The organism is Adonisia turfae CCMR0081 (assembly GCF_011009555.1).
GTDB classification, from domain to species: domain Bacteria; phylum Cyanobacteriota; class Cyanobacteriia; order Phormidesmidales; family Phormidesmidaceae; genus Leptothoe; species Leptothoe turfae.
In genome coordinates, this window is the sequence record NZ_QXHD01000004.1 from 405,114 (window position 1) to 430,507 (window position 25,394).

Sequence of the window (25,394 nt, forward strand, 5' to 3'; positions counted from 1 at the left end):
AAGTGGCAAGTAACGAGTAACGAGTAATGAGTAACGAGTAACGAGTAACGGGTAACGGCTAGTGGGTTTGGGTTTGGGGGGTGTTTATGGGTGATCGGATTAGTATTCAGGAAAGGTCTGAGTTATTTGCGGTTAGGGTGGTTAGGGCTTATGGGGAGTTGAGTAGACGATCGTTTGATGATGCTGGAAAGGTTTTGTCTAAGCAGTTTTTGAGGGCTGGGACGAGTATTGGGGCGAATTGTGCTGAGGCTGAATTTGCTCAGTCGCGTAAGGATTTTATTTCGAAGTATTCGATTGCTCTAAAGGAGGCGTCGGAGTGTCGTTATTGGATCAAATTATTGATTACGTCTGGAATTGTTGTCGAACAACAATTCTCGCCAATGCTTTCGGAATTGAATAGCATTCTTGGGATTCTTGTGTCGAGCATCAAAACTTTGAAACAGGAGAAGTAGCAAGTAACAAGTAGCAAGTAGCGAGTAATAGATAGAAACTCTACAGACTCAAACTTTTTACTTACTACTTTTGACTAAACTTTTTACTTTTTACTTGCTACTTCTTACTTTTCACTTTCCCATAACCCATCCCAGCAAGGTATTGGCTTTAGTAGGATTCTACCTGCGCCGGTTTGTCGATACGGGCAATGAATATGTGGACATCGTACGGGGAATTTCTTTGGGATGTCCGTTGTCACCGTTAATGGGGGCGTTGTATTTGAAACCGTTGGATGATCGCATGGCGGCTTTGGGGTGTTTTTATGTTCGGTTTATGGACGATTGGGTGGTATTGGCGGAAACTCGGTGGAAATTACGGAAAGCGGTGAAAGCGATCAACGAGGAGTTGGCCGCGTTACGTGTGGAAAAACATCCTGACAAAACCTTTATCGGACGTATTGACAAGGGGTTTGATTTTCTAGGGTATTGGTTTTCGCCGGGGAGGGTGGGCGTGGCGAAAAAGACCGTTGACCGGATGTTGGACAAGGTGTCTCGGCTTTATGAGCAAGGTGTGGATCGGATCTGCATTGAGACATATGTGAATCGGTGGTGGCAGTGGGTTAGAGGGGGGATGGGTGGGGTGTTGTTATCATGGTCGGGTGTGAGTTTGCTGGGTGATGCGGTGCGTTACGGCGAGGCCTAACGCACCCTACCTGGCTACTTTTTACTTTTTACTCGTTATTGAATAGTGAACTGGTAGTCTGCGTCCTCGGTAGTTGTTGTTTGTGCCATATAGACGCTTTGCCCCTGTTGGGCATATGTATTTTGGATGTTTGGATAGGCATTTTCGACGTACCATTTGCGTTGTTCGCCTTCACCCCAGTCCCGTAACCAAATGATTACCTTCGCTGTGGTCAATCCTGAGTAAGCTTTTAGTGGGACCTGCGTGGGGTCGTCGCCGCCGCCGCCGATTGTCGTAGTAGTACTTACCGTGAATCCCTCTCCTCTGATTGCTTCATGTCTGACATCTTTCACGATCTTAGAATCGGCGTGATCTCCATTAGTGCTTTGTGTGAAGACTTCATAGTTTGCATTCGATAAAAACATTGGATTTTCTTCATCGTTTGTGATGGCCCATCTTCCAATGTCTGCGTTTATCTCTCGTCGTGCTTCGTTGATTGCGGATGCCATGCCTTGGTCAGTTGTAAAACGTGTTGATGTGAATGTGCCGGCTTGGTCATGGTCATAACTGTCGTTTACTCCATACTGTATGACGTCTGCTATGCGTCTTAATAGGATGGATTGAGTTACCTTTGGGCCATGGTTGTTTGTTGCGTGCCATTTGTCTCCGGACTTTTGCTTCTCATATGCTTGCCTCATGCCCTTAATTATATTCTCATTGTTATGGCTGGTTATACGTGCCTTAATAGTCGTTAAGGGCATGGTCTGTAGGTTCTCTTCGTCCGGTCTTTGGGGTTGGTAATCGGTATTATTGTCGCTAGCTTTTTGGTCGTGGTCGTTGTTGTAGGGCTGCCCTTTGACATCATTATTATCGTTCGCGGTGTTGGTTTGGTTTGTGGAGTCATTTATGGGGATGTCCCAGTTATATTCGTCAGCCGATAAGTCCAGCTGACGCGTTCTATGCATGTTTTGATTAATGTCGATTGTCGATGTACTTCCTGAATTACCGCTGAGAGAATTTTGTGTCGAGGGGTTGAGGTGGTTGGGGGTAGACTGCGCCCGACGGCCCCTAGTGCGCCCTCGGTGTCTCTCCTTGTTTTTTTTAGCTATTTTTTTCTGCTTTGTTTTTGATTTTTTCGTGCTCCATTCGGAGGAGGACGATGGAACGCTTGGGTTTCCTGAACCTTGCTTTTTGTTATTCATAGTTGATTCCTACTACTCGGATTTCACTGTTCTGTTCTGCGCTTGCGCTCTGGTCGTTTATCTCCAGCTGCGTCTTGCACGAAGCATTTATGGCTCTGCATGGTTGTGCATCGTTATACGTCCGCTTTGTCGGTTTGATGGGTAATCGGTTCCGTTGCCTATGTCCCACTTCGTATGCCTGGGCTTCAAAATCTCCACCTGTATTTCCTCACCTCACGCGCGTGTCGTAAACCAATCCATCTATTTGTGTCCTCCTTGGCCGTGATCACAGTCCGACTAGACTGAGTGTTTGCTGTATATTTGTGTGTCTCACCAGCTATGTCACCTGCTGTGCACGACGTAACGCCCGATCCGCCGAATCATCCTTCAGGGCCGTACGGCGACGCTGGCTTTCATGCTTATCCACCACATCATCCGGGATATACCCCCCCTGCGCCCTCTCCTCAGCCGTCGCCTCTCCTTGCCTCGGTACATATCGCGTCTCTCCTTCTTTTGTAATCACTGCAAAAATCTTGCGATTGTGTTTAACATCAAACTTTGGCGCATCATTACGCATCGCATTCACCGGACCCAGGGGAACAGTTAGACTGATCGCCCCATCCTCCACATATCTCCCTTCCGAACGCTCCTTGGCCGTCGCCTGACTCTGCTTCGGCCAATACTGGGTACTACCATCATCGGCAGTCACCGCAAACAGATCCCGCTGCTGACCAAAGTCATATCTAGGCAAACTGTCAAGCACCTCCTCCACGATCGAATCTTTCTCCGGTATATATTTCCCCCTCAGCAATTCCTGTTCTGTCGCCTCACTTTGAAGGGGCAGATATTCCGTCTTCTGTTTCCCAAACCCATTGGTGAGTGTGGTAGCAAACACCGTTCGACCCGAGGGAAACTCTGTGACCGTTGATCGCTTATACTGCGAGGCTTCTTCGATGGTATTTACCGGATCTTTGACCGCAAATCCCGCCAGATATCGCCCTTCGGCTAGCTCTTGGGCCGTAGCCTGGTTCCTTTTGGGAAAATATTGAACACTACCATCGGCTGCTTTCGCGGCAAACAGTTTGCGATCTGGATTATCTGAGTCTTTTCGGGATGGTTGAAATAATTCTTCCCCCGCGATTGAGGCTTTCTCTGGAATATACTTCCCAGCATTAAGCTCCTCCATTGTAGCCTCACTTTGTCGAGGCAGATATTCTGTTTTTATTTTGTTACCATCGCTGTCTAGTACGGCTGTAGCATATACAGTCCGTCCTGTACGAAACTCTGTTACCGTAGGACGGTCTCCGTCTAACTCAGATGGCTCCAATAGCCGATTGACGGGAGCTTTTGCGGCAAATCCGTCCAAATATCGGCCTTCTGCCAGTTCTTGGGCCGTGGCCTGATTCTTGCGAGGTAAGTATTGAGGTTTGCCATCTGCTCCTGCGGTGGGAAACAGCGTGCGATCTCGATTATCCGGGTCAGATTGGGATGGCTCGTCCAGCACCTCCCCCGCGATTGAGGCTTTCTCTGGAATATACTTGCCAGCATTGAGTTCTTCTATGGTGGCCTCACTTTGTCGAGGCAGATATTCGAGCTTGGTCTCTTCGCCTGTATTGCTCAATGCTGCGGTGGCAAATAACGTCCGCCCTGTTCTGGCTTCAGTGGTAGTAGCTGGCTTGCCGTTCAGGTCCGCTGGATTTTTGAGCTTGTTTACCGGGTCCTTGGCAGCAAATCCCTCTAAATATCGCCCTTCCGCCAGTTCTTTGGCCGTGGCCTGATTCTTTTTGGGCACATATTGAATACTGCCGTCTGGTGCCTGGGTGGCAAACAGTTTGCGATTGTTGTTATCGTCGTCAAACTTGGGAGGCTGATCTAATTCGTCGCCTACGTTGGAAGATTTTTCTGGAATATATTTCCCAGCACTTAACTCCAGTGGGGATGCCTCACTCTGGCGCGGAAGATATTCTATTTTCTCTTTACCTGGACTGTTTGTTGTTGTGGCAAATAATTTGCGCCCTGTCTTGGCATCGGTGACGGTGGGTTGCTCAAAGTTTGATGCATCAGCAATGGTATTCACCGGCTCGCTGCGGACCGACTCATCTTCCACAAAGTTTCCCGCCTCGATTTCAGACTCACTGGCTTGACTCCGAGCTGGCAGGTACTTTGTTTTTCCCCCCTCGGTAACCGGATAGATCATCCGTCCTTTGCCCAGATCGATTTTGGGCTTCGGTGTTTTGGCGGACTGAGCCTGACTGCCATCCTGAATAGCCTTTTGTCGCCGTAACCCCGGCGGCTTTGCCACCGTAATTGTTGAACTTCGTGAGACTACGGCATTCGCTCTTGCCTGTCGCGCTTCCACCCGCCCTAATGTGGGAGCACTCTGACTGCGGGACCGCCGAGGGGCTCCTCCTGAGCTATCACTGTTGCCGCCTTGGGTTAAGCGACGGCGGCTGGCACGACTCTTGAGGAGCTTTGCGCTTTGGCTTCGTTTAAGCGCATCTTGCTTCTTTTTACGTTTTATTTTTTTCGTACGTTGGCTAGGCATAATCTCACCTCTTGGTGATTAGAGAGATTTATTTGTTCCAGATCCCCTCCTGGGAGGGGTGGGTTTCTTGAGAGGGATAGGTTCTCCTGGTGTTGGTTCCCCTTGCCAAGGCTACCGTGTATACACATCTCGGAAGTGAGTTCAAAATCCTGCATTACCCCCCTCAATCCCCCCTTGGTAAGGGGGGAAGATCCGGTTCTCCCCCTTACCAAGGGGGAGTTAGAGGGGGTAATGCAACCGAAAACGCTAGTTTCCAGTACTTGTGTGTACACCGTAGCCTTGCCAAGGGGAACCGTCAGGGAGGGGTCTGGATAACTTGCGCTAACGACCGAAGACCCCTCCGTTGGTTCCCCTTACGCTACGCTTTAGCGCATGCCCTTTGGGCTATAGGGGAACCGATGCTAGCTAAACCTTCGCTTTATAAACCAGGACCATCTCGGCATTCTTTAAGGTGCTGCCATCGCCCTTGAGCATAAAGGTCCAGCTGCTGCCGTTTTGGCCCACGTTGATGGTGTGGGGTTGCAGGTAGGTGTTGTTGGGCACCTGTAGATCATCGTTGATGGTAAAGATCGCTCCACCTTGGTCGTCGGCGTATTCATAGTGCATAAACAGGCCAATAATCTTGCTGCTGCTCATATTGGGGAACATGTCGCGGGTAAAGGTAATCTCGGCTTTATCTACATCGCCGCTGGTCAAGGCTGCCCACTGATCGGGGAAGTTGTAGGCCAGGTCAAAGAAGCTGGTGGCATGGTACGGTTTCAGTACGCCTTTGACTTCGTTGGCAAAGCGGCTGCCGCCTTGCTTGGCGGTATAGCGCAGCTTGACGGTGACATCCAACAAGTCTGCCGGGTTGTAGGACCCTTTCATGCCATTGAGTTCTAAGCGCCAGTTGGAGACGGCTCCAGTGCCTTCAAAGGGCAGATAGCGCTCATCGCCAAAGTTCAGCTCAAACATGCCGTTGTTTTCGGTGTATTGATCCACATGGGAGAGGGCCACTTGCTGGTTAGCGCGCCAGTTGACGCGGACATTGGGGGTGGCTTCATTGGAGGGATCAATCAGGTGTTTCACTGCTTTGATGTCCGCTGCCATGACCAGTTTGCTGCTGAGCTGGCTCAGGGTGGCATTTACCTGCTGCCCTTCGCCCACATCAAAGGCCAGGGAGACGGTTTTGATCTGGCGGTTGTAATGTCCGGGAAAATCATAGTCAAATAACTCTTCTGATAGTCGGAACTGGCAGAACCCTTTAGTCTTGAGATTTAATAGCGCCATGGGGTCGAGTTCCAATAGCGAGATACTCTTGGTGATTTCCAGACGACGGCTATCGGTTTCTCGATAGGCCTTTTCTAGACGATCCAGGTCATGACCCAGGCTATTACCCGACAGCAGTCCCTTGCGCTGGCTATCCCAATACATGCCGTTAATGTAGTTCACCTGGCTGGCGGCAACGCCTTTTTCAAAGACAAAGGCTTGTTCTGCCTGTTTGGCGTAATCGTGGGCCAGCTTATAGGTTTGGAAGTATAGGCCCGAGATTTTGCCACTCATCCAACTGTAGAGTTGCGCAGTGGAGAACTTATTCTTCATGAAATCGGCAATGGCGTGGTGGTTTTCGATGTCCTTTTCGTGGATGATTTTTTCTTGCTTTGCGATCGCAAGCTGATGTTGCTGCGATTGAATCTGATACTCCAGCTGTTGGATTTCACTGGTTGCCATCATTTTTTGCAGAGCCCAATCCTGCGCTGAGCGTTTGAACTGGGCCGCCACACCAGCGACCTCGCCCCCCATACTCAGGGCCTCAGCTCCAGATTGAATGGCCTCACCGAATTGGGCCAACATGGACCCAATATCTTCCCCACCAGTGGTGACACCAAAGCTGAAGGGACCCGCCGTAAACTGCGGCACGATGTAGGAAAGACCAGACATGTATTTACTCAATGCGGTCACCCCATGCAATGTGGCCGCAATCCCCATCATGGACAGCTGTGTCAGTTCTTCGGGTAGATAGCCCTCATCAATCAGATCGGCATAGTGGGTTTCCTGTTGCTCGGCCCCCAGTTTAGTTTCCTGCAAATTCAGCAAAGATTGCTCGGCTTCCTGAATGGCCTCTTCCTTTAACAGTGTGGTGAGGTCAAGCAGTATGGATTCTTGTTTGTTCTGTAAAAGGCTTAGTTCTTCAGCATCTTTCTTCTCCAGCGCGGAGAGTAGAGCGTCGCTAAAGCCATTGAGCTTGGTCACCAGTTCCCGCGCCTTGGCCATCAGGGAACTAAAGCGATAGTCGGGCACCGTCGCCGCACCAGCCGCCATAGCAGCGGCGGCAGCCATGCCCCCACTGCCAGCCACGGCACTGACCAGGGCCATGGGATCGATGGGGGGCTGGAACAGTGGCAAGGGCTGGGCCACACCGTCAATGTTTAGACAAGCCCGAATTTTACCCAGGCGATCTTCTACTCGGGTCCAGTACTCGGTGAACAGCTCGTTTTCTGGTAGGTAGAAATAGGGATTAGTGATGGTATCAAACTGGGTAGCAGCAAAGCTCAGGCTTTGTTCATAATCGACCACTCCATCGGTGACTGTGTTTTCTAGATCAATCAGGAAATCATAAGCTTCATTGGGATCTACCGAATTGCCGTCTTGATCGGTGTAGAAATCACTGTAGTTCTTAGTGGACTCCAGTACCACACGGCCCATATTCTTGGGTTTTTCACCTAAGATGTCATAGGCCAAAATGTACAGCATCCGTGCTTCATTAATGCTCTCGCGGGTGTACTGTCGGAAGAGCATATCACCCCAGTCCAGCAAGTTGTCGATATAGCGCATAACGATCGCTTTGCGATAGGCAATGGGACGCAGGGCTGCAATGGCATGGGGATCAAAGGGATCGTCTAAGTATTCTGCTAACTGAGCACTGTAATTGCGCATCAGCTCAAGACGAGAATCAAGAATTTTAATGATTGCCACTACTTCTAGCATTTCACTTTGCCAAGTGGCCAACAACTCGTCAGCAGTGGTTGCGAGATTGTTGATGGCTGACTCGAGATCAGTGACATATTCCCAGGTTGCAATAGTAGACAGATCTGTCCCAGAGGCATCCTCGTATGTATCTAGATCTTCTTGGCCGAGAAACACCTTCTGGTAGCCAGCTAACATGCTATCTAGATTGGTTAGAGCCGTTCGAGCAGTTGCCACTGTATCCGTACTGGTAAGAGCCTCAAAGGCGTCTAAATCGTTGGTGAGGGTAGTCAGCAATGCATCCGGATCGACCGCCAGGAACGGGAGAAACTTCCAGTAATCAGATATTGCCGTGGGGTCGAAGATATATTCGTACCACTTTTTGGCATATTCAAACTGTTGATCCGTATTTAAGGTCTGAGCAATCAGGAAAGGTATATGGAAAAAGATTTCCCAATAGTACAGACCGTTGGCACTGTTGAAGTCGAGATGGCTGTTAACCGGCTCTGTATTGAACCAGGTACTACTCATCTGAATATTGTTAGGACTTGAGTCGTCAAAGCTGATGGCAGGTGATTCATTTATCTCCTGGGTTGACATTTTTAGAAAGTCACTAATCTCACCTGCGAATAGGATTTGGTTAAGTTGCTCAGCTGTACTGGATGTTAGGCGAATCACTTCATACTTCACAGTATCAATTTCATACGGTAAGGCGTCGGTGTATGCCAGGTAATAACTATCCTGAATCAAATACAGTTTAGAGACGTCGCTGTTGGTGTAATTATAAGCAGCCGTTATCCCAGCGGAGCGGATGTCGGCAGGTATATTTCCCCAACTTCCTGAAATCGACAGTGGAGTATCTAGCTGACTCGTTTCACTGAGGTTCTTAAGACGATAGTAATTGGTACCTGAGAAAAGATAGACACAGTAACTATCGTTACTGTCATCATCGTCATCATTGTCATCTTCGAGCACAAAAGCAGCGTCGATTTCATCACCTAGTCTGCTGTTAGTGATGAATTTTTCTAGTGATGTCGATAGCGAGGATAAGTTTGCGATCTCTGACTCCATCGTTGTCAGAAGTGTCGAACCGTTTGTAGTTAGATCAGTTAGATCAGCGACAACATCTTCTATGTTAATGACTGCAGTCTCAAAGTCAGCCATATCGCCAGCATTTTCAAAAGTGTCTTGGATGGTTGAAAGCTGAGTCAGTATGTCTTCAAGATCCACATCAAGATCGTCAAGCTCATCGTAAACAATCTCTATTTTCCTAGCACAACTACTCGCCACTTTTGATATGTCGTCTGATGACAATGATGAATAAGTCTTGGGGTAATCACTGTCAATGTATTGTGGCACCGTATCATCTGACAACGAATAGCGATAATACTCTGTTTTGGTACTACCAAAACTGTCCTCCGTATTGAGAATCAGATATAAACAGTTATCGGCAACATAGGCCGCATCTACTCGTTCTTCGCTATTCAAGTTGGTAGATTCAACAGCACCCCAAAGACCAATAGTAGTAGAAGGCTCGCTACTGGTAGCGTTGCTTTGATAGTACACATGGTTTTCGTTGTTAAATAAATAGGTAATATCGTTTTCAGCGCTATCCGTAAAGGTGAAGCCCGCATCTACCTGAGTCCACTGGGGCAGTCCCTCGTCGTTGTCGGCTAGGGTCTTGGGGTAATCTGCATCCGGAGTAGAACTAAATTCATTAGTATCACTATCCACGGAGTAGCGGAGATATTGTGTCCCACAGAATAGATAGAGTTTTCCTTCTGTGCCAACTGTCCCGGTACCGATTAAGGCCGCATCAATTTGGTCAATTTCAATAATGCTAGAGTCATCATCTTGTTCTTCGAGGGATACTCCAAAGCTATCGACAAATGAGACCGTATTGCTATCGGTACTGTCGCTGCGTAAGATAGAGCCGTCACTATTGTTGAACCAAAACGTTACATCACCATAGGTAAATGCAGCGTCAACGGTGCTCCAGCTATCTGGCAAGTCGGTAATGGTCTCTGATAATTCAGAGACTATTGTCAAGGTAGAGAAGGAGGAACCATCATATTTATACATTGCTCCTTCCAGGATTACATAGGCGGAGCCATCAGCAGCAATATACGCTGAATCAATGGTGATGCTATCGTCTATCTCGATAGCCCGAATACCCCAGCGGCTGCTAATGGCTTGGGGACCTTCAGAAATATCACCATCAACAGAAACAGCCATGTACGTGCCATCGTCCAGGAAATAGTAGATATCATCATCGTCAAACACCTGTACGGCTGCATTGATGCTAGTTTCTGAGGTGATGTTTGAGAGATGGGCATCCGAACTCATGGCCTTTAATCCGATGTCGTCGGATAGGGCGGTCTCATTTGGTTTCACCAAAAAGCCAGAGCCATTGTAATTATAGGCAAACCAGGGGCCATCTATAGAGTCATCGCTGTAGCTCAGCATGACCACCTTATCTTCCTCAATACTGCTCTCCTCTGGAAACAATTGAGCAAACAGTTCCTGGCCACGATTCTCTATGCTGCGGGTTGCAGCTTCCTGGGAGTACAGTTCTGGTGTGAGATTATAGGCGCGATAGTAAGGCCCGGCAGGACTTGAGTCATCATAGGTGTCACTCAGATAGTAACGCACGCTGATGTAGATATTTTCGTAATCGTCATCGCTTAACTTGCTGGAGTTTTCAACAAAAATATCCGCATCGGAAATGTACAAAGACGTCTTGAGATCGGTCAATGTATGGGCCGTATCATTGAGAGTCAGTGTTGTTGTGTAGCTGGTCTCTTCAAAGCTAGTCTGCAGTAACTGAGGCTGACTCCAACGTTTGTTGAGGTTGTAGAAGGAATAGTAAATCTTGATTTCCTTTTGGCTATTACCCTGACTAGAAACCGTTTGGTTGCTATCACTGCCGCTGGTGGTGACAACGGCAGAGGAAGGATCTTCTGCACTTTCCTCAATCACAGCCCAGAACACAAACACTCGATTAAAGGCATAGACCGGTTTTACATGGTCCACTTCAATGGAAATATTTAGCTCTTCCCAAGGGTCCCAGATAATGGCGGAGCTCTCTCCACCAACAAAGGTGGCAAAGCGATAGAAATAGCGCATTGGGTCGGTGCGGGTATGGCCAAAGAGCACCAACACCTTGTTGTTGGTATCAGAACTGGTATCGTCGTAAACATAGCCCCCGGCAATGGTCAACTCAGAGACTTCTGTAAAAGAGTCCAGATAGGTGACATAGGCCTCTTCGATTAACTCATCCGTAAGTTTCCCTTGGGTCAAACTCGACTCCAGGGCCTTAAAGGCAGCAGACTTTACATCCGCATCCCGCAGCTCAGGACGAATGTAGTTTTCTGGATAGAGAAAGACTTTGCGATTCGCTTCCCACACCCGATAATTTTGAAGCCATTCCCACCGTTCCTTCAGATTGGCCTTCAGGGCCTCTTGATCGCTGGTGTCATCACCCTCCAGAGTGACCTCTTCTAGATTCATAAAGTAACGATGCAGATACAGCTGAACCGCCGCCGTGGCTTCTTTAATGCGCGAGGTCTCCGCACAGCTATCCATTTGGATATCGATCAGCAGCTTTTGATACAGCTGTCGGGTGGTGGTGATCTCATCATCATTGGCAATCACATAGGGCACCAGGGCATCCCGCTTGAGGGTATTGACCTCATTGGTAATCTGTTTAACCAGGGTTGCATAGTTGTTATCGCAGTCCACCGACACCAGCACATCGTAAGCACCCGTCGCCGCCTTACTCACATCAGGCTGACCATTGGACCAATAGTCAGAGTCATAGAGGGGCCGCCAAACATTGTTGTACAGCTCTGATACATCCGCCCGCATCCGTTGGGTAGTGGCCAGAATATCGTAGAGACGCAGCACCACCTCCAGGTGGAAGTCCTCTTCCATCCCATTGACCGGGTCCGCCAGGAAGGCATTGCGCTGTTTGACCCAGCGTACGTCTTCTTTTTCAAAGTTAAAGATGGCAGCAAAGTGCATATAGGGCTCTTTCACCTTGCCCTTGGCCCCGCTGACTAGTTCTGTCAGAGTGAGGTTACCGCCAGTAAAACGCTGACCCAGGTCTTTAAACCGAGTGATGGCATGGATATCACTCAGGAGATAATCAGACCATTCTCCCCAGCGATAGGCCAGCACCTGCACTGGCTTTTCATCGTCATGATCGCTCAGGTCCAGGTTATGGGTGACAAACTTTTCTCCTGTATGGAAGTAGATCTCATCTTCAAACTTAAAGACGGTGCTCACACCGCTGTCGGTGAGGATAGTGTCATCTAACTGAGGCCAGGTTTCATTAATATCACGGGGATACTCCATATCCACGTAGCGGGGCTCATCGTAGGGGTTAAGGGCAAACAGGTCCGCCGTATCGCTGTAGCACACAAACTGCTGGTCCTTAAAGACGAGCAATTTGCCCTCACCGTCCACATAGGCCCCATCAACGGTCTGGGTACCGGACTCACTGGTAAAAGTATTGTCCAGATGACCCCAAATCTCGTTGACGTTCCCTTCGGTACCGGCGGCACTATCGGTCTGTAGGTCGGTAACGTGGTGATAATTGCGCTCGTTAAACAGCACTAGCCCCAGCTCGCTGGCATCGGTGGCCAGGTAAAACGCCGCATCAATGCCGTTGCGATAGTCTTCCGGTAGGCTGTCTAACCCTAGCTCCTCAGCTAAACTTTCGCCAATAATCTTGGGATAGCCCTCATCCACATAGCGATAACAGTCGCCCCGGTAGGGGGTATCTCCTGTCTGTTCCACTGTATAGCGAATATATTGTTCACCAGAGAACAGATAGGTCATCTGCTTTTCGATGTCATCGACAGCGGCCACAAAGGCGGCATCGATATAGCCCCCCAGGGTAAAGTTGTTATCGATATGGCCCAGGCCATCAATATCGTAGGCCACATATTTGTTGGGGCTGCCGGTAAAGACGGTGTTGTTGGTAAAGAAGTAGAGACAGCGGCCATTGTCCATCAAGCCGTCAAAGAATGGGGTTTCGCCGTCGTAGTCTGCCTCTAGCTGATCTAAATGCTGCTGGAACTCTTTGGTCATAAAGGCAAAGGCCGGTTCATCCCGCAGATAGGTGGCAATCTTTTTGGGATAGCCCTCATCTACATAGCGATAGTCGTCGCCGCTGTAGCGCACATAGGAGTCCCCAGCAAACAGATAGGTGGTGCGATCGCTAGGATTCACCCAGGCGGCATCCAGCCAGTGGCTCTTCCGATTATCGCTGTCGAAAATATTTTTCTGTCGTCCCCAGGCATCCTTGATGTCTGTCACAACCGTCCAGTCATCGTCATTGTCGTCAAAGGCGGCATAGCGTTCCTGGCTAAAGAGATAGACGGTGCTATCGTTACCCACAAACCCAGATTTTAAGGTTTGAAAGTCCGTTTTATTAAACGGAACCTCCGGATAGAGCAGTTCCAGGGGCTGGGGAAAGCCCCAGTTCTCAGTGTCAAGGTTGAAGCTCAGGAACTTCTGATCGCTAATAAAGATTAGATTCTCTTCGTGGACAAAGATGGCATCAATGGCATCAAATCCTTCCTCTTGATACTCTTCCGGCATGTCCCACAGGCTGAAATCCCCCTCGTATAGGGGCACCGGCTGGTCATAGCTATCCTTGATGTAGTGCAGATAGCGGAAGTTGCCATCCATATCGGGACGCTCAAACAGATAGGTGTCTTCTTTCCACACATAGGCCAGGGCAACATTGTTGAGCCCCCGCCATTTGTCGCTAATGCGGCGGGGCGGATAGGTGACGGTGCTGGCGGTATAGTCTGAGGTATCGGCGTCATACTGCACAAACCACTCCCCAGAGAACACATAGGTCACCCCATCGCGACCCACAAAGGCGGCATCAATGGTTTCCTGGTCGTAGATGGGATTGCGGGAACGCCCCCAGACGTCGGCAATGGTAAAGCTTTGCTCCAGCTCAACATCGTAGTATTTGTCACCAGCAAACACATAGCTTTTGCCATCGCTGCCGTGGAGTATTGCACTTACATCGGTCATGGCTTGAGCATCGGATTCCAGCAGTGATTCCACCCGCTGTACCGTGCGGGGAGTGGCTTCTGTTTGGGTGAGTGTACGGGCTTCCAGGTGGCTGGTTTGATACCAGGTGTCGCCGCTGAGGATGTAGTTCTCTCCTCTTTCCTGAAGTGCCGCTTGCACATCGGCAAAGGCGTCGTTGTCATACTGTTTGTAGTTGTCTTCATCGCCAATCACGACATGGAAGCTGTCTCCCTTAAACAGGTAGACCTGACGCTGATCGGCAAAGGCGGCATCAATGCCCTCAGGGAAGGCGACTTGTAAGCCTCGGAAACGGGGTTCGTCTTTGAGGCGATGGATAGAGCGGGGATAGCCCTGCTCAACGGTGCTGTAGTCACTGTTCACATACCGGAAAAACTGATCTCCAGAGAACAGATAGGTGTGATTAGCCGTCATATCCACCAGCTGACCGTTCTTATCCTGCTCCTCCCAGCGAGACTCTACAATCAAGGCGGCATCTACCTTACCGGTTCTTTCAATATTGTTGCGCACCTTACCCCAAACCTTATGGGTCAAGCGGGGATAGCCATAGTCGATGTTGCGTAGCTCAGCATCAGAAAACCGCAGGAATTTAGAACCATAGAACAGGTAGGTTTTGCCATCTGTCCCCATTAAGGCTGCGACTACTCGCTCATCAGCCAGCCCATTGACATTGCGATCCCACTGATCTGAAAGGACTTTGGGTTCTGACCACCAGCGATTGGAGTAATTATGCTCAATGTAGTAGTAGAGACCATCCTCGGCACTCAGGTAGAACAGGTAAACCTTCCCCTCAGGGCCATTCATCACTGCATCAATTTGGAAATCTGTCGCCCCATTGGTGACGCTCTCTGGCAAACTCCAAAAGTCATCGTTCACCAGGGCAGGGAACACCTCGATCTCATCCACATCAGGGCGATTAGCCAACACCGTTTCAATCACGCGGGCATTGGGGTCTTCTTCATCCACCTCTAGGTAGTCGTCTTCCTCCTTATGCAGGGTAGAGTAGCGTACATATACGTTTTCTGTGGTTGTGGTTGTCGTTGTTGTGCCATCTGCACTAATCGTAATGGTGGTGGTGGTGGTGACGCCGTCAACAGTTTCAGTGGTTGTGGTTGTGCCGATCTCAGCCTCGGTGACCTCAGTGGTCTCGGTAGTCTCGGTGGTCTTAGTACCAAATAGATAGGTCTTGTTCCCCAGCACAAAAGCAGCGGTGACGGTGGTAAGCCCTTCCCAATCTTCGGCAATATCCCGAGGAAAGCCATCATCCACCTGGGTATAGTCATGGCCGGAATAGCGCACATATTGTTCACCGGAGAACAAATAGGTGTATCCATCCAGTCCCACAAAGGCGGCATCCACCGTGCCGCTATCGGCAATATCGTTGGCCACTTTACCCCATTGCTCACGGGTTACCTGGGCCAGGGTGACTTCCCCGGTAGTGTCGGTCACTTCATTGACAGTATTGGTGCTAGGGTCGATGCTGACATATTCATCATCCCGGAACAGGTAGATGGTTCCATCCCAGCTATAGAGAGCGGCATCAATGCCAGCGGTAAATTCATCGGGCAGGCCGCTAAATTCCTGATGGATCCCCTTGGGATAGCTGTCTTCAGGTTGGAGGTTGGCCAGCTCGATGCTGCCCACATACTTGGCAATTTTGTTGTCCAAAAATAGGTAGTAATTCCCCTGGCAGGCCAGGGCCGCATTCAGTTGGCTAGGGTGGCCAAAGTTATGTTCCCGGTGTCCCCATTTTTCGGCAGCAGGGCGCACCTGGCCATCCTCTGACGAGACATAGGTGTTGCCTAAAAAGGCGTAGCTGTACTGATCTCCCCCGTCAAACATGGGGCCTAAGTCCTCCCCATACTCAGCGGGCAGTTGAATCGCCAGATTCTCGCTGTTCCAGTCCTCAGCAATGGACTTGGGATAGCCTTGATCGACGGTAAGGCTACTGGTTAGGGTGGAGCCGATATCTGAGTACCGCACATATTTATCGTTGGCAAATAGGAATAGCCTCCCCTCAGAATCCACATAGGCCGAGTCGATCATTTCCAGGTTGTCAAAGTCGTTATCCACCTGGCCAAAGGTGTTATCTCGCTTATCCCAACTATCGCCATCGGCATATCTCACATAGTGGGATTCATCACTGATAATTACCCAGGTACCATGGCGATCAATAAAGGCTGCATCCACTTGATTCAGCTCCTCTTCTTCGTCAAACAGCTGGCGAATGGGGTCTTCTTTAAGTCTTTTCTGCAGGGCTTCATCGTCTTTTTGTAGATCAACCAGCTCCTGGTCGTCCTCGCTATCTAGATCTATCTCTTTTTTGTCGATTAGAGTGTAGTCGTTGGCCAGATAAATCCAGTAGTAATCATCTTTGAAGAGATAGATAAATTCGTCTGTCTCTAAGAGGGCATCGACGCTGGTAATGGGACTGCCGCTGTCAGGATCATCAGGTAAGATCAAGTCTTCTGGAAATTTAGCTACCAGCTCCTGATCTTCAAGGGCCAGGTTGATCTCATGGATATCCAGCTGCTGCTGTTTGATTAACAAGGCAAACTGACGAATGCGCTTTACCGCCTGGGCGTAGTGCATATCGTTGGGGAGTTCATCTAGCTGGCCCAGGGCATTGGCGTCCTCTAGCAGGGGCTTTAACCAAGCAAAATGCAAGTTGTTTTCAGTCTTAAACACAGCCTGGGATAGGGCTTTGACCGCATCTGGGTTAATGCCTAGCACTCCCTGCAGCTGTTCGATAATGGCGCTTTGCTGCTCGTCGGTGTGGGCTTTTAGCGCTTGGTCAACAGCCTTGACTGTGCCATTGATGGCTTTGGCAATGTCGTGGATTTGGAAGAACACTTCCAGGTTGTAGTCTTCAAAGCCCGGAAGATGGAAGGCGGCGGCATTTTCCGGCACCAGAAAAAAGGGAATCCGATCGGCCTGCAGAAGATCTTGCTCATCCAGGACGTCAATGTCGGTTAGGTTGTGCTTTAAGGCTTCGATTTCGTCGGCATTAAATTCCAGGGCTGTGAGCTTTTCATCCTGGAGGCGATACTGGTCGGCATAGGTGACGATGCTGGCTAGGTGGTCAAATGCGATCGCATTCTGACTATCATCAAAATAGTTACGCAAACCAAAGCTTTCGCGATTGTCCTCCTGCTTAAAGAAGGCACCTGCACCCGATTGCAGCTGATTACCGTTTAAGTACCCATCCTCTTGCAGATCCTCATGCACCCAGCGGGATACTGTCTTGGCTGCTAGTTTGGCTAATTCGTTCTGATCTAGCTGTAGCCAGGTGGCCTGATCAGCAACAATGGCATTATGCAATACCTTAGAAATGGCCTCGCGATGGGGATAAAACTGTAGCGCCAGCCCCGTCATCCTCGGTCCTTCATCAACAATGCGCATCTTGTCGACAACAAACATGTGCTTGTCAATGTAGCGATTCATCTGCAGGTTGCGGATTAAATCCTTAAGGGCGTTTGGATCTAGATCCAGCTCAGCAAACATCTGAGCATTAATTTGGATCTTACTGGCTGCAAATTTATCTAGCTGCTGCTGGAGCAGATGATGCACCTGATCGGTCAATTCTGCCAAATCTGCATCGAGAAACAACTCATCAACGCCGTCAGCATGACTAAACATCGCCACATCTGTGACAAAGCCCTGCTCATCTATGTAGTCGTTATAAATCAGATTGTCGTACAGTTCCCGTGTCTCAGCGACAGAAAGACCCAAGCCCTCAAAGTCTGACTTAAACACCTGCACTTGAATCTCGTCATTCTCGTCCAGTTGGCCCGCCATTTCCTCCTGGTACACTCCGTGGATAATCTCAAAGACATCCTGACGAATTTCACTAAAATCGAACTCTAGCTGAAAGTTTTCCACAGTGGGCAGCTGACCATCGATCCAATCTTGGGTCAAGAGTTTGCCACTGCCATCAATCACCTGATGGTTAATCAGGTTCTTAACAATTTTCTCGTGAAGCTTGCCCCCAAACTGTAAGTCCACAAATTCATAGTCTTGAATGACCGCCAGCTGCTGAATAAACTCTTCAGTCAATGCCTGAATCTTGCGGGGCTCATAGGCCATTAGCAGATGCCGATGATAGCCCTTGGCAGCCTTAGGATGCATCCCCGACTCTGGATAGGCAGACAGCATAGAGAGCGTGCCGTGAGCCATGCTCGGCATATGGTGCATCCCCAGCTTCTTGCTATGGTTTTTATATCTGTTCTGCTTCTTATGGGCACCTGACTTACAGCGATAGGAAGACTTCTCCATATCGCCCGGCATATCCCCACTCATCCCCTCCTGGCGCTGCTGCATCAAATTAAAGGCAAAGTGAGAAGCCCGCTGATCGCCTAGCGCATCTGCCAGGGTATCCGGCTGCATTTCTTTGGCTTGAAAGCTTTGTAAAAGCGTATTGTAAAGGGCAAGATCCTGGGCATTCTGAGTCTCTTCTGCCTTGTCGGTCATGGGGGCACCGTTGACAATTGCCCACAGCATTTCTGGTGAGTAGCCAAACCCCTTCATCCATTTGTTCAAGGCCATCAGAGACTCAAACAGCCACAGCTGATCGCTGATGCTGTGGGTATCGCTGTTGACAGGGGCCATCAAGATTTCAAAACACTTTTGAGTACTGGGCACCTGATAGACAAAGTGAGTTTGGGAATCTAGTCGACCGATAAAGGGATCTTGCTCCAGCAGGTCAAAGAGAATAAACAACTCCAGGAAATGTACATCCAGCGCATTGGATAAGGCCGAAATACGGTAAAGCACATTTAATAAATTCCACTGGTATGCATCGCCAGTGTTCTCCCAAAGGCTGCTGTCAGCGACCTCTTCAAACTCCAGACGTTCAGTAATATTGATCAGATCGGTTTCAGTAAACCCTAAAGCATGGCGCAGACGCTGACGATAGGTATCATTGTCATCGCTAAATAAATCTTCTGCATAGTCGATTTGAGTATAGGTATGGTAAGTAGTGTCGTTATACTGAGCCGGAAGCTCCCCAGTCTGATCCGTAATATAAAAATATTTTTCATCGATAGACACACAGGGCAAGTTAAAAATCCGGTTGAACTGGTCTTGAGGCAGATCCTCATTGGTTCTACCCACATATGAGATCTCACTCAGAATGGCAACAACTGTATCAAGAGGCTGCTCCAAAGTCTTGTGAATATAGACCACCTGGGCGACATATACTAGAGTATCGGCACTCAGCGTAGGTACACTGTCAACCTGACAACAGTGGCGCAAAATATGATCTAAGTCGGTAAAGCTCAGACCTGTTTTCTGCGCTAGCCGCACAAAACGACTGGTGCGGTCAAACCACTCAATCGGTACAGCACCCCCATCGGACCACTCCAGAGTAGTCTCGTCATCGCTCAAAGTGACATAGCCTGTGCCATTGCTGGTACCGGTATTAATATAAAAACTCCCACGACCAGCTTCAACAGCGGAATGATCGGACGGGTCAACATAAAGATTTTGGTACAGCAGCTCCAACATCTCCTGGGATTCTAGATCCGTTGTCTCCATAAAGCTGGTGACGGTGGATAGCAGACTGATTAAATGGTTGCTGAGGACGCTTGCTTGACTGGATCTAATTTCGCTTAGCAATTCAGCCGTTTTATCGGCATCAATTGATGAGATATCCTCGAATATCTCCGCTAATAGAGACAGCAGTTCAGTTGAGTCTGAAAAGTCATCACTACTTTGATCAAAGATAATGCTTCCAGTACTGTCAAAGATACGAATGTAGTATAAAGCACCAATTTTTGCCGCAATTACCAGGCTTGTCCCACCCTCCGGCAGAGCGTCAACATCCGCCAGGGAATCATATAGTTCGATGTCATAGTTCGCTATATAACCATAGGCCATGACAGATGAGGCAGCTACCTCATCAGGTTCTAACAGAGCCGTCCACTCTGCTGTAGACAGCCCCAGGTATTCCCGCGCCACGGTGGTGTAGTCTGCTGTAGTCGCAAAGAGACGACGCAACTCATGGGCCGTGATGCCTAGGTGATTTAGATGGTTCTTGACCTTTTCACTATTTAGGGAAAACGGCATGTTGAAAGGATAGCTTGCCCCCTCCAAGACACCGAAGACTGCTGCTTCTAAGGCTTCTCGTGTTTCGTAGTCGGTACTGTCAACCCGACCCTCTAGCACTTCGTTGACAATATCCAGATAGGGAATCAGCGTTGTAGTGTTTTCGGCATCCAGATCAATTCCTTGGATATCACTCCGGCGTGAGTGAAAATCGACGGCATCCTCATCAGCTTCGTCGGTCACAAACTCATCGTTCAGCATTTGCAGCAGGTCGACCAAATAGGCTGCAGGAGAATAAACAGAACGAGACTCGTCACCTGCCTTAAAGTCGATGTTACCAAAGAGATCTGCGTAGTTAGGAATGTTGGAGATCATACTCATAGGAATTCTGTTCCAGAAATGAATGTGGGGGGAATATTCTTAAGATCAAAACGGAGACTGGTCGATGATTGGCCAGCCTTCAGGGATAGCTTTGTTTAGCGAGCAAGATTAGACTTAGCGAGCAAGACCAGCTACACGGCTGTGGGCCCCTGTCTGTTGGGCACGGTCCGTATATTGCAATGCAACAACTTTACGCACCGCCACCGCACGCTTATACACACTTTGGGCCAGGACTCTGTCATTACCAAAGGTTTTAAGATTATCTTGTATGAACATTTTTCTGGGCGTATTGGCAATTTGCAAAGCAGATTGAAATCCGCTTTGTAGCAACTTTATAGCGAGGTCTTCTTGACCATTGGGAACAACTCTTAATAAACGCTGATAGGCCTTAAGCTGCCTGATTAGACCTTCCTTATTGTCCTCTAAACCAGTCCACTTATAGGTATCGAGAGTCGAAGCGTGGAGTAAATCGGCGGTTCGAAAATCAATTTTCTTATTTTTTCTTAGAAAGGCCTTCAGGTTTTTGATGTTAATTGTTTCTGTACTACTCATTGTTACACCCTACTTTTTGCATTAATGAAACATACTTGAAGACACCACTTTCAAGGTGAAGCCTAGATCATGGAGGTAAAGCCAGCCTGGCTCTTTATCCAGTGGATTCAAAAGAAAACTGAGAGAGAATAAGATTGTTGAGGTTTTCTTTTCTCTCACATAAGACTGTTTAAAGGCATTCAAGCAGTCTTACATCAAATAAACCTCAAAAGAAAAACCACGGCCCAGAAAGCATTGCAAGAATTTTCTACAGTCGTTTCAACAACTTCCTTAGGCTTCTGAAGTAATAACGCTATTTCAAAATCTCAAGAGATATATGTGATGATACTACACTTCGATAAAAGTTGTCAAGCGCTTTTTGGGTGTATAACAACAACTTTTCAAAGAATGCAGTTAGCAAATAGACTCATGCTATTCAGTTCAGGGGCACGAGACAAATTTCAGCAAAATCACCAACTGAATTTATCAGATTTATAATCAGTTACCCGCCAGAACAAAGAGAGTCCAGAAGTGAGAGGAGGCTAGCTGTGGGTCTTGCATCAGGTCTAGCTGTGCCTGACGAAAAGCTTCAGCTTTGGTGATATCTGGCTGTGCTAATGCCGTGTAAAACTCAGTCATATAAAGAAGCGTTGCGAGAATGGTGCACAGTTTGGGAATAAATCGGTGTCGATGGTCTCGGTGTTGCGCTGCACCGGATTGATGGCCAAAGCCTTTTGCATGACAACGATAGGATTGCTATGAAAACGATGTAAAATATATGCCTTATCACCATAAGAGTCTTTGTTATTGTGTTGTTGCCCAATCCTCAATTCCTCATCCAGAAAATTCGCTGTTCCCCGGGGGGATAGTCCACTTTCCACAAGTAACCAGTTCAGAACTAGCTGCAATTCTTGCTGCGATGCCCTACGCTTTGCCCAACTGGTCAACCGTCTACGATGGATCTCGCACATACCCGTAGCCGAGAGAATATATGCCATAGTTAGCATTTTACTGTCGACATCTAGCTATGGCACACATCGTTTATTTTGCGACGGCTCTATTACTTCAATACCTGGGTAAACCTGAACTTTTACCTGAATCAACCTGAACTTTTCGGGATTTTTTCTACCAGGGATCATCGTTATATTAAATATTGTTGTCTAGCTCTGGGATTAGTTATTGCAGTACACCTAATAAGGTTAAATGAGGCAGAAGCATTATGAGTCCAGCGGAACTCATCAGGCGACGTTATTTGTATAAAACTTATGCAAGTTGGTGAACCTATTACCCGCTTTTATCCTTCAACAGAATGGGATTTATTCAATACTTTTCCCTGCTTCTGTTGCAGTGATCAGTGTCTAGAGACCATTCAAGGGACCAAGCATTTACCCATTGATATTTTGAATCGCTATGAATTAGCTCGCCATATTAGACGACTCAAAAGGCATCAAATTTCTTTCAAGATTCGAAATATTGGAGATATGACTTATCAGACTTTATATCTTGTCTAATAGGTTTGATGAGTCAAGTCCAAGCTTTCACTATGATGTCTCTCCTGAAGTCAACAGAAGACCAACTATAGCCAGTCAGTAAATCAACCATGTTGAACAACAGATTAAAGACGTTACCTACGAAGGCTACTATGCAAATGTCCAATGGCCTTAGATGGCTCACTGTGCAAAAGCCCAACTTGATTGGCCTGTTGTTTCTTTTTTTTTCATAGCCCATTTAGGTGCGATTCCACTGGTAGCACTGTATCCATCCACAGACGGACTCTGTACCATATGCAGGGTTTTGGTGGTCTCATTGGTTGTGGATTTTCCCTAAAAAGGATCGCAAACAAATAGGGGTACTCTATTTCAAATATGCGAAAGATATGCTTCAAAACCCTTTCTATAAATCTCTTGAAAAGAGCTACCTCTTTTGGCATCTTGGGCTTGCCATCAGCCTATTTCTAATCGGCTATGGTCTTGGGGGGCACTACATTTGCGATCGCACCCTCACATCAGTTGGGCTACTTTTCACTGCTTCCGTTAACTCAGCCCATAGGGCCAAGGGTGGCTAGAGAGTTATCCTGTGTCAGGATGCGTCGACGAGGTCTCTCCAGAGAAGGCTCGCAAATAAGATAACCACTGTTGTCTTTGTTCAGCCGTGAGATGGGCCAGCGAGGATGTGGTGAATTGCGTTGGCGCTAGCGAAGCCATGCCTGATGGGGCTATAGCCGCTTCGAAGAAGCTTCGCAACTCCTCCTGAATCCTTCCCGGTCCCCAATCCAACTTCTGCAGCTGCTCCACTATCTCCACAATCGTTTCTAATGACTGCTGCTTCGCCTCTGACAGCTCCATATCCACCAGCCCAGCACATAGCTCAGGCGGCTGTTGCCGTAACCATGCCAACGCCTCCGCCATCAAAATCGGGTCATCCAACGTTAGCCAGTAAGCCATCTGCTGCAGGTGAGCTGCCCTAGACTCCTGAGCCATTACTTCTTCAGCCTCTACAACCTCCTGAGCTGCCTGTAAATCGACAGCGACCTGAGCCTTCGACAACATTTCCCGGATACGCTGAATCTCTTCTTGATGGGGATTACCACCCTCTGGCTGAGATGCAACAGATTTCAGATCGCTAGAACCATTGGTTTCATTATCATTACCATCTATCCCTTGTAATAAGCTTGTGGAGCTGTGACAGTTTGGTGCGTTAGCTTGGCCAAACTGTCCAGATTCATTGTTAATTTGGGGTGTGTTTGGGCAGTTCTCCTGTGTTTTCCAGAGTGGATGCCACAGTTCTTTGTAGCGATATAGAGACCCACCTCCGATGCCAAATTTTCTAAGGGCATTGAATCTAGCAGTGGCCTGTTCTGGAAGTTCGTTTTTGTCTGAGAGTTCTTTGAGTGCTGCTTGAATCTTGTCCTTGGTTTTTTGACTCTGCTGTTTATTCCAACTGGGTTCAGTATTTTCAGATTCAGACTTTTCCTTCTTTTCCTTTTTAGATTTATATTTTCCAAACTGTTCTCCATAGTGGAAGTAGTGACTTTTCTCGATGCAGCTGACCCATTCTGAAACGCGGTCTTCGATTTCATGCTGATGACGACACCACAACTCATAGCCCGGCAATGCTTTGGCTATAGTTAGAACTTCTTTGATTAGACTGTCACCGATTAGCGGTTCACCACCGTACATCACATGGTGAAATACATAGGTGCGCATGGTGATTCGACCCAGTAATCGATTTGTTTGGCCATGGTCGGTCCAACCTTGCTCGATTTCAGCATTTAGGTCGTTTAGAAACTTATCAGCCTTATTCGAGAGACGATAACTGCGCCGTTTCTTCTGTCGAATGATCCGCTGTAGTATCGCATTATTTAGATTGTTGCGTCCCTGGCATTGTTTCCACTGTTCGACAAAGGTAGTCTGGTCGGTCCAGATCGGGTCTAGATCATCATTGAGTAAATACGACCCACGCTGTAGCGGTAGCCGGTGGGCGTTAAATAAGTTCGGAGTACTTTCGATGGTGTATAACCGAGCATTGGGAAAGACTTCAAGCTGACCGGGGGTGACCTTAAAGCCCTGACTTTCCAGAAGCAATGTGATGCCACTGCCCACTTCCCAAGCTGTCAGTGATTCTGAAAATGGAAAATATAGGTGCAGACCCTGACTATCGGATGAGGTGCAGGTGATGGCTGACACAAGACCTAAGGGTTCCAGTGCTTCAGTCAGTTTTTGAAAGGCAATGGGATCTCGCCTGGGGTGGTACGCGCTACCGATATCAATATCGACCATGGCGTACTGGGTTTCTTTCCCAAATCGCACACCATATAAATAAGTACCCTGTTCAATCAGTCGGTCTGATAATGGATGCCGACTTTCCGTTTGCCATTGGGGGCGTTTGCCTGGGGATGGATGGTTCGCGTAGATGTAATCGTGACGATGGGAAAATAGTGCAAGAAATCGATTGTTTCGTTCTTGCACGTATTCAAATGGATTTGGCAGAGCCAATGTCACGCTTAGGTCCACAGTTCCGTTAACAGCATCGGGATGTTGCTGCACTCAGACGAGTGATTCCCGCTGTCTACGAGTAGACCTGTATTTTGGCAACACAAAACAACCCTAGCTGTAAGCAGGAATCCTGCTTTATTTAGAGGCTAAGGGTAGGAATCCAAAAAAACAGAACTGGATAATCCTGGCATTGCTGATCCTCGGTATGATTTCATCTGAAAGATGCTGGTTGATAGCATGTCTGACAGATCGTTTCATAATCTAAATCAGCAATAGCAATATTCTGTTTCACAGTGGTCTAAAGCACTAGAAAGTGCTGAATTTTAATTGTGTGCCTTATACAAATGAACTACTCATGTTGACTTCAATGCTTATAGCAGACTGTCTGATTACAAAATCTTGCCTGGATTGTTCTGATAACAGAAAATTTGTAATCATGGCTTGGCTTCTGAGAGGGCCAAAAACATCAAACTCTTTTGTTGTTGGGAAATATCACATAACAACAATCAAAATTTTGGGTATGGGGTCTAGATAGTTTAGGGTAAGGGACCTAGAATTTTCCGGTCTATGTTCTAGAACTAATTT

General features: G+C 48.0%; 9 protein-coding genes. 2 read left to right on the forward strand and 7 right to left on the reverse strand.

Annotated elements, in window-relative coordinates; all coding sequences use genetic code 11:
- Window positions 1-86 precede the first annotated feature (86 nt).
- Complete coding sequence (locus tag DXZ20_RS05980) at window positions 87-452, forward strand: four helix bundle protein (RefSeq protein ID WP_163697014.1); 366 nt, start codon at window positions 87-89, stop codon at window positions 450-452.
- Window positions 453-594: 142 nt separating this feature from the next.
- Window positions 595-1,134, forward strand: coding sequence for a reverse transcriptase domain-containing protein (locus tag DXZ20_RS05985; RefSeq protein ID WP_163697017.1), 540 nt, complete (start codon window positions 595-597; stop codon window positions 1,132-1,134).
- Between the two features lie 35 nt (window positions 1,135-1,169).
- On the opposite strand, the gene DXZ20_RS05990 is transcribed toward DXZ20_RS05985, so the two are convergent.
- The 7 genes from DXZ20_RS05990 to DXZ20_RS06020 form a co-directional block, all read right to left on the reverse strand.
- Entirely contained in the window at window positions 1,170-2,315 is a 1,146-nt protein-coding gene (locus DXZ20_RS05990) for a hypothetical protein (protein ID WP_163697019.1), read from the reverse strand.
- Between the two features lie 316 nt (window positions 2,316-2,631).
- Entirely contained in the window at window positions 2,632-4,839 is a 2,208-nt protein-coding gene (locus DXZ20_RS05995; RefSeq protein WP_163697021.1) for a hypothetical protein, read from the reverse strand.
- A 405-nt stretch (window positions 4,840-5,244) separates the two neighbouring features.
- A complete protein-coding gene (locus DXZ20_RS06000; RefSeq protein ID WP_163697024.1) occupies window positions 5,245-20,283 on the reverse strand; it encodes a Tc toxin subunit A-related protein in 15,039 nt (5,012 codons plus the stop codon).
- A gap of 114 nt (window positions 20,284-20,397) precedes the next feature.
- The gene (locus tag DXZ20_RS06005) at window positions 20,398-20,835 is read right to left on the reverse strand and encodes a hypothetical protein (RefSeq protein ID WP_163666417.1); all 438 of its coding nucleotides are present in this window, start codon (window positions 20,833-20,835) and stop codon (window positions 20,398-20,400) included.
- A 477-nt stretch (window positions 20,836-21,312) separates the two neighbouring features.
- A complete protein-coding gene (locus DXZ20_RS06010; RefSeq protein WP_163697026.1) occupies window positions 21,313-21,453 on the reverse strand; it encodes a CHAT domain-containing protein in 141 nt (46 codons plus the stop codon).
- Window positions 21,450-21,812, reverse strand: coding sequence for a hypothetical protein (locus DXZ20_RS06015; protein ID WP_163666413.1), 363 nt, complete (start codon window positions 21,810-21,812; stop codon window positions 21,450-21,452). Before DXZ20_RS06015 ends, DXZ20_RS06010 begins: the two co-directional genes overlap by 4 nt.
- A 1,071-nt stretch (window positions 21,813-22,883) precedes the next feature.
- Window positions 22,884-24,860, reverse strand: a complete 1,977-nt coding sequence (locus DXZ20_RS06020; protein WP_348918544.1) for a hypothetical protein — start codon at window positions 24,858-24,860, stop codon at window positions 22,884-22,886.
- Window positions 24,861-25,394 lie beyond the last annotated feature (534 nt).

Coding starts and splice junctions, on each gene's coding strand:
- DXZ20_RS05980 (WP_163697014.1), top strand. CDS start 87: ATGGGTGATCGGATTAGTATTCAGGAAAGGTCTGAGTTATTTGCGGTT.
- DXZ20_RS05990 (WP_163697019.1), bottom strand. CDS start 2,315: ATGAATAACAAAAAGCAAGGTTCAGGAAACCCAAGCGTTCCATCGTCC.
- DXZ20_RS05995 (WP_163697021.1), bottom strand. CDS start 4,839: ATGCCTAGCCAACGTACGAAAAAAATAAAACGTAAAAAGAAGCAAGAT.
- DXZ20_RS06000 (WP_163697024.1), bottom strand. CDS start 20,283: ATGAGTATGATCTCCAACATTCCTAACTACGCAGATCTCTTTGGTAAC.
- DXZ20_RS06005 (WP_163666417.1), bottom strand. CDS start 20,835: ATGAGTAGTACAGAAACAATTAACATCAAAAACCTGAAGGCCTTTCTA.
- DXZ20_RS06010 (WP_163697026.1), bottom strand. CDS start 21,453: ATGACTGAGTTTTACACGGCATTAGCACAGCCAGATATCACCAAAGCT.
- DXZ20_RS06015 (WP_163666413.1), bottom strand. CDS start 21,812: ATGGCATATATTCTCTCGGCTACGGGTATGTGCGAGATCCATCGTAGA.